Below are 2,968 nucleotides of genomic sequence, written 5' to 3'. Positions count from 1 at the left end.
TCCTTCCAAAGGAACAGATAATCGCCAGTTAGGCGAGAAGGAGGAAGAAGGGGTGCCGGAAGAGTCGATGTAAGGGAAGGCTCGGGTTACGCGTCGCTTCCGCCCCCGAAAAGTGGCACGCAATAATTCAAGCGCCCCTTGCATCGATGCCGCAAGGGGCGGGCGCAAGAGAGCTTCGGGCTCCTGTGGATACGGAGCGCTATCTCGGTCATGTTTGAAAGTGCCTTGGCCATATCGGTGGGGACGAGCAAGATGCCCGTCTCTTCAAAAACGGCTCCGCAGCGACGCACCAGGAGGCTGCAGATGCTCCGGGGTGGCGCTCGTGATGGCGCAGGATTGCGGTCGCGGCGCGGCGACACAGCGAGTCTGCCGTGCAAACAGTTCCCAAGCCATCGTCCACCCCCTCTTCGGGCCTTGCCTCAGCTTGGCACGGGGTTCATAGAAGCGAGCGGGGTCTTGGGTTACAGCCTCTTTCCAAGTTCCTGTAGGAGGGGTTCCACCTTTGCCGAATAGTTCGGGTACACGAGTGCTAGCTCCTCTTCGCTCCTGGCATACGCCAGGACGGTGTCGCTCTCCTCGCGGTCATCCTCCGTGAATGGAAGACGCGCCTCGACATCACTTCGATCGTACTTCTCGAAGGCATCGTCGATTCCGTCCCTGTCGTACCTCGAAATCGACAGATACTGGATTCCACGCCTGAACTCCATGAGGTACAGGCCGGGTGAATCGGAGTCCGTGGAGGGGCCCTCGACGAACACCCCGTCCTTCACGTTTGACAGGTCGGAGAGGACCCTCCCTAAGATTGCGGAGCCTCTCGTCTTTGCTAGGGCGGCCTCCATCGTGGTGCCGGGCATGGATGGGGGACACCCCTCCTCGATGGCAAGGACGTCAGCCAGCGAGGCGAAGAGCGCCCTTAGATCCCCTTCTAGCGGATCGCAGTACTCTTCGGGGGCCTTCTCGGTTTTAAGGTCGATTCCGTAAACGGATCCGACCGCCTCTATCGCGGTCGCCCACAGATGCTGCAGCTTAGTCCTAACTTGGACCTCAACGCGGTAATCGCGGTCATCGCCGCGGTTCATCGTGACCAGGTGGCACGACCTGTACCCGCTCTCCCGCGGCCTGCGCGTGTAGTCTTTCATCGCGCCGTCGCCCTCTTTGAGCCTCAGCGTCGACCGGATGGCCCATACGGCCTCCTCAAGTTGCGGCATATCGTCGACGATAACGCGGCACCCTCCTATATCATCCATGGTCCCGAGCTGGTAGTGCTTGCCGGGTCTTTTGATTTTGCCGATGATCGATTCCATGCGCTTCAGCCGGAACGAGAGGGACGGGGCTCCGATCGCCTCAGTGGCGCCGAGCAGCGCCTGAAGCACTCTTCCGTCGGGAGGGCGTGCCGCCTCCTCCATCTATGGGCGATCCCGAGGGCTTCGGAGAACCTATCGTCGTTAGGATCTATCAGGTGTTTCGATATTTTGTTGGCGGACTTTCGCGTCACGGGCGCGTTGGCTATATTTGAAGGGGTGAGATCGTCCATCGCTGTTCTCGCTTAGAAATCAGTTCGGCATTTCCGAGGGGAGGGATTTCCATGTGCTCAGTCGTTGACGTCGCAGACTACATTCTAGAAAAATACGGCACGATGACCACTATGAAATTGCAGAAACTAGCATTCTATTCTCAGGCCCGCGCCCTGGTCGTCAACGGGACTCCGTTGTTTGACGATGATTTCGAGGCATGGGCGAACGGCCCGGTATCGCCCGCGCTCTACGCGCTGCATAAAGGCAGGTTCCTCGTTCACCCGGGGGATCTCGGGTGTCATGGCGGGAAGGACGCGTCGCTTGGGCCCGGCACCGCGGCGGCTGTCGACGGCGCCTGCGGATTCCTGTCCACCCTTTCCGGAAACCAGCTTTCCCAGATGACCCACGCCGAGGATCCCTGGATGCACGCGAGGAAAGGCTGCTCCGACGGCGACCGCTGCAGGACCGTCATCGCGAAGGAGTCCATGAAGGACTATTATTCCCTGCATCCCGTCTGGTCTGCCCGGGGCGGACTATAGGACCCCTTTCCAATCCCCATTGAAGTAAGTTGATCCACGAGAGCGGGGCCGCATTCGGTCGGCCCCGCTCTCTGCTTCACCCCTCCTTCCCCTTCCCGCCTAACTGGTGAATATCGGGATCAATTCCTATTGCGCGTCAACAGGAGGCTCGAATCATTTCGTGTCACTTTTCGGGGTGCGGAAGTGACACTAAACCATGAAAAGGGGCTGAAAACGGGGTCCCTCCGGGGTTTCATGTCACATTTAGCACGCGCAAGGCTGCACGAGCGCTTTCGCGGAGGGGCCGGATATGCGCTTCGGAACGGTTAGGGATGCGGGGCCAGAGGCCGTCCGCGGTATCGATTGTCGACCACCTCTGTCCGAGCGACGCGGGTCCGCGGCGGCGCGAGGGGCTGCTAAAAACTAGGGCCAGTCCCCGAGAGGACCGGCCCTTGCAAAATTCCAGAGGTTCTTGCATCGACACCCATCATAGCGACGTCCGCGCGCGGTGGCAGCCGAACGGGATGAAGATGCCGGAAACGACCCGAGGTGCGAGGCCTTTAGCCGCCGCGCGGCGTCATCCCTCGTCCGCCACCACCTCGCGTATCCGCGGCAGGTAGTCGGCGGGGTCGATGTAGAGGTCCTCCAGTATTGGAACCAGGTCTATGTACTCCTCGACGGGCTCCGGGCTGTGCGCGTACTCGGCGTCGACCACAAGGTAGCCGCGGTCCCACTCCTTCACCCTTATGTACCGCCGCAGCGAGTAGGGCGCGCGGAAGCGTATGGCGAACCCGCCGCCGGCGAACACGGTGTAGCCGCCCTCGCAGCCGATGGCCGCCATTCCGTCCCCCATCGCCTTTCCATCGTCCATTGCCATCCTCCTTGTGGATGCCCGTTAGGCCTTAAGCGAACCCAATGCTGACGGGCGCACGTCGC

3 protein-coding genes are annotated in these 2,968 nt (G+C 60.9%); 1 reads left to right on the top strand and 2 read right to left on the bottom strand.

Annotated elements, in window-relative coordinates; genetic code table 11:
* Positions 1-461 precede the first annotated feature (461 nt).
* A complete protein-coding gene (locus HMPREF9452_RS10480) occupies positions 462-1,406 on the bottom strand; it encodes a RelA/SpoT domain-containing protein (RefSeq protein WP_009142111.1) in 945 nt (314 codons plus the stop codon).
* A gap of 179 nt (positions 1,407-1,585) precedes the next feature.
* On the opposite strand from HMPREF9452_RS10480, the gene HMPREF9452_RS10475 reads away from it, so the two are divergent.
* Positions 1,586-2,053 (top strand): Panacea domain-containing protein, encoded by a 468-nt coding sequence (locus HMPREF9452_RS10475; RefSeq protein ID WP_009142110.1) that lies wholly within the window; start codon positions 1,586-1,588, stop codon positions 2,051-2,053.
* 556 nt (positions 2,054-2,609) lie between these two features.
* Here the strand turns inward: HMPREF9452_RS10475 and HMPREF9452_RS10470 are convergent.
* Positions 2,610-2,903, bottom strand: coding sequence for a DUF7724 family protein (locus HMPREF9452_RS10470; RefSeq protein WP_009142109.1), 294 nt, complete (start codon positions 2,901-2,903; stop codon positions 2,610-2,612).
* Positions 2,904-2,968 lie beyond the last annotated feature (65 nt).

The sequence above is a fragment of the Collinsella tanakaei YIT 12063 genome, from assembly GCF_000225705.1.
Lineage (GTDB): Bacteria > Actinomycetota > Coriobacteriia > Coriobacteriales > Coriobacteriaceae > Collinsella > Collinsella tanakaei.
The sequence above is the reverse complement of the archived record's forward strand: the minus strand, read 5'-3'. Positions and strand labels throughout refer to the sequence as shown.

Bases quoted from the DNA above. Each gene is read 5' to 3' on its own strand.
- HMPREF9452_RS10480 (WP_009142111.1), bottom strand. From the start codon at position 1,406: ATGGAGGAGGCGGCACGCCCTCCCGACGGAAGAGTGCTTCAGGCGCTG.
- HMPREF9452_RS10470 (WP_009142109.1), bottom strand. From the start codon at position 2,903: ATGGACGATGGAAAGGCGATGGGGGACGGAATGGCGGCCATCGGCTGC.
- HMPREF9452_RS10475 (WP_009142110.1), top strand. From the start codon at position 1,586: ATGTGCTCAGTCGTTGACGTCGCAGACTACATTCTAGAAAAATACGGC.